2 rRNA genes are annotated in these 3,268 nt (G+C 49.9%); both read left to right on the top strand.

Annotated features, from left to right (window positions below):
• The first annotated feature begins 157 nt into the window (after positions 1–157).
• Positions 158–3,072, top strand: a 23S ribosomal RNA gene (locus tag IGJ25_RS17135).
• 80 nt (positions 3,073–3,152) lie between these two features.
• Positions 3,153–3,268: ribosomal RNA gene (rrf, locus tag IGJ25_RS17130) — 5S ribosomal RNA — on the top strand.

The following is a 3,268-nucleotide window of genomic DNA, read 5'->3' as shown; positions in this document are numbered from 1 at the left end:
TTTGTTCATTGAAAACTGGATATCGAAGAAATAATCAAAACAAGTAACACACACCGAGTTGAAATGTTAAAAGAGTTTTTTAATAAGTTCAACGCTTATTTTCTTGAGCAACCTTCTATCGCTAGAAGAAGTACTCAAAACCGACCGTAAGGTCAAAGGTTAAGTGAATAAGGGCGCACGGTGGATGCCTTGGCACTAGGAGCCGATGAAGGACGGGACTAACACCGATATGCTTTGGGGAGCTGTAAGTAAGCTATGATCCAGAGATTTCCGAATGGGGGAACCCAGCATCTTTTATAGGATGTTACGTCTGCGTGAATACATAGCGCAGTCGAGGTAGACGCAGAGAACTGAAACATCTAAGTACCTGCAGGAAGAGAAAGAAAATTCGATTCCCTGAGTAGCGGCGAGCGAAACGGGAAAAGCCCAAACCAACAAGCTTGCTTGTTGGGGTTGTAGGACTCCGATATGGTAGTCTATTCAGATAGTCGAAATACTTGGAAAAGTATGTCAAAGAGGGTAAAAACCCCGTAGGCGAAATTTGGATAACACCTAGGAGGATCCTGAGTACGGCGGAACACGAGGAATTCCGTCGGAATCCGGGAGGACCATCTCCCAAGGCTAAATACTCCCTAGTGACCGATAGTGAACCAGTACCGTGAGGGAAAGGTGAAAAGCACCCCGGAAGGGGAGTGAAATAGATCCTGAAACCGTGTGCCTACAACAAGTTAGAGCCCGTTAATGGGTGATAGCGTGCCTTTTGTAGAATGAACCGGCGAGTTACGATAGCATGCGAGGTTAAGTTGAAGAGACGGAGCCGTAGCGAAAGCGAGTCTGAATAGGGCGAATGAGTATGTTGTCGTAGACCCGAAACCATGTGATCTACCCATGTCCAGGTTGAAGGTGCGGTAAAACGCACTGGAGGACCGAACCCACGTACGTTGAAAAGTGCGGGGATGAGGTGTGGGTAGCGGAGAAATTCCAAACGAACTTGGAGATAGCTGGTTCTCTCCGAAATAGCTTTAGGGCTAGCCTCGGAATTGAGAATGATGGAGGTAGAGCACTGTTTGGACTAGGGGCCCATCTCGGGTTACCGAATTCAGATAAACTCCGAATGCCATTCATTCATATCCGGGAGTCAGACTGTGAGTGATAAGATCCATAGTCGAAAGGGAAACAGCCCAGACCACCAGCTAAGGTCCCCAAATAACTATTAAGTGGAAAAGGATGTGGGGTTGCACAGACAACTAGGATGTTGGCTTAGAAGCAGCCACCATTTAAAGAGTGCGTAATAGCTCACTAGTCGAGTGACCCTGCGCCGAAAATGTACCGGGGCTAAATAGTTTACCGAAGCTGTGGAGTGCACCATGAGGTGCATTGGTAGGAGAGCGTTCTAAGGGCGTTGAAGGCAGATCGTGAGGACTGCTGGAGCGCTTAGAAGTGAGAATGCCGGTATGAGTAGCGAAAGACAGGTGAGAATCCTGTCCACCGAATGACTAAGGTTTCCTGGGGAAGGCTCGTCCGCCCAGGGTTAGTCGGGACCTAAGCCGAGGCCGACAGGCGTAGGCGATGGACAACAGGTTGATATTCCTGTACCCGTTGTTTTTGTTTGAGCAATGGAGGGACGCAGGAGGCTAAGAAGTGCAGACTGATGGATATGTCTGTTCAAGCAGTAAGTCTTGGTAGGAGTCAAATGCTTCTACCTATACGGACAAGCTGTGATGAGGAGGGAAATAATAGTACCGAAGCTTCTGATGTCACACTGCCAAGAAAAGCTTCTAGTGAGAAAACAACGGCCCGTACCGCAAACCGACACAGGTAGTCGAGGAGAGAATCCTAAGGTGAGCGAGAGAACTCTCGTTAAGGAACTCGGCAAAATGACCCCGTAACTTCGGGAGAAGGGGTGCTGCTCTAACGAGCAGCCGCAGTGAATAGGCCCAAGCGACTGTTTATCAAAAACACAGGTCTCTGCAAAATCGAAAGATGACGTATAGGGGCTGACGCCTGCCCGGTGCTGGAAGGTTAAGAGGAGTGCTTAGCGTAAGCGAAGGTACGAATTGAAGCCCCAGTAAACGGCGGCCGTAACTATAACGGTCCTAAGGTAGCGAAATTCCTTGTCGGGTAAGTTCCGACCCGCACGAAAGGCGTAACGATTTGGGCACTGTCTCAACGAGAGACTCGGTGAAATTTTAGTACCTGTGAAGATGCAGGTTACCCGCGACAGGACGGAAAGACCCCATGGAGCTTTACTGTAGTTTGATATTGAGTGTCTGTACCGCATGTACAGGATAGGTAGGAGCCGTAGAGATCGGGACGCCAGTTTCGATGGAGGCAATGGTGGGATACTACCCTTGCGTTATGGCCACTCTAACCCGCAGCCCTTATCGGGCTGGGAGACAGTGTCAGATGGGCAGTTTGACTGGGGCGGTCGCCTCCTAAAAGGTAACGGAGGCGCCCAAAGGTTCCCTCAGAATGGTTGGAAATCATTCGAAGAGTGTAAAGGCAGAAGGGAGCTTGACTGCGAGAGCTACAACTCGAGCAGGGACGAAAGTCGGGCTTAGTGATCCGGTGGTTCCGCATGGAAGGGCCATCGCTCAACGGATAAAAGCTACCCTGGGGATAACAGGCTTATCTCCCCCAAGAGTCCACATCGACGGGGAGGTTTGGCACCTCGATGTCGGCTCGTCGCATCCTGGGGCTGTAGTCGGTCCCAAGGGTTGGGCTGTTCGCCCATTAAAGCGGCACGCGAGCTGGGTTCAGAACGTCGTGAGACAGTTCGGTCCCTATCCGTCGCGGGCGTTGGAAATTTGAGAGGAGCTGTCCTTAGTACGAGAGGACCGGGATGGACTTACCGCTGGTGTACCAGTTGTCTCGCCAGAGGCATCGCTGGGTAGCTATGTAGGGAAGGGATAAACGCTGAAAGCATCTAAGTGTGAAGCCCACCTCAAGATGAGATTTCCCATTTCTTTAAGAAAGTAAGATCCCTGAGAGATGATCAGGTAGATAGGTCAGAAGTGGAAGGCCAGTGATGGTTGGAGCGGACTGATACTAATCGATCGAGGACTTAACCAAAAAGAAAAAAGCACGTAAACTCGTAGAGTTTTGATTCTTCGATCCAGTTTTGAGTGAGCAACACTTACTCAATTGAATAGTGTGGTGGCGATAGCAAGAAGGATACACCTGTAACCATGCCGAACACAGAAGTTAAGCTTCTTAGCGCCGATTGTAGTGAAGGGTTTCCCTTTGTGAGAGTAGGACGTCGCCACGC

The sequence above is a fragment of the Enterococcus sp. DIV0240d genome (assembly GCF_051711245.1).
GTDB classification, from domain to species: domain Bacteria; phylum Bacillota; class Bacilli; order Lactobacillales; family Enterococcaceae; genus Enterococcus_D; species Enterococcus_D casseliflavus.
The sequence above is the reverse complement of the archived record's forward strand: the minus strand, read 5'-3'. Positions and strand labels throughout refer to the sequence as shown.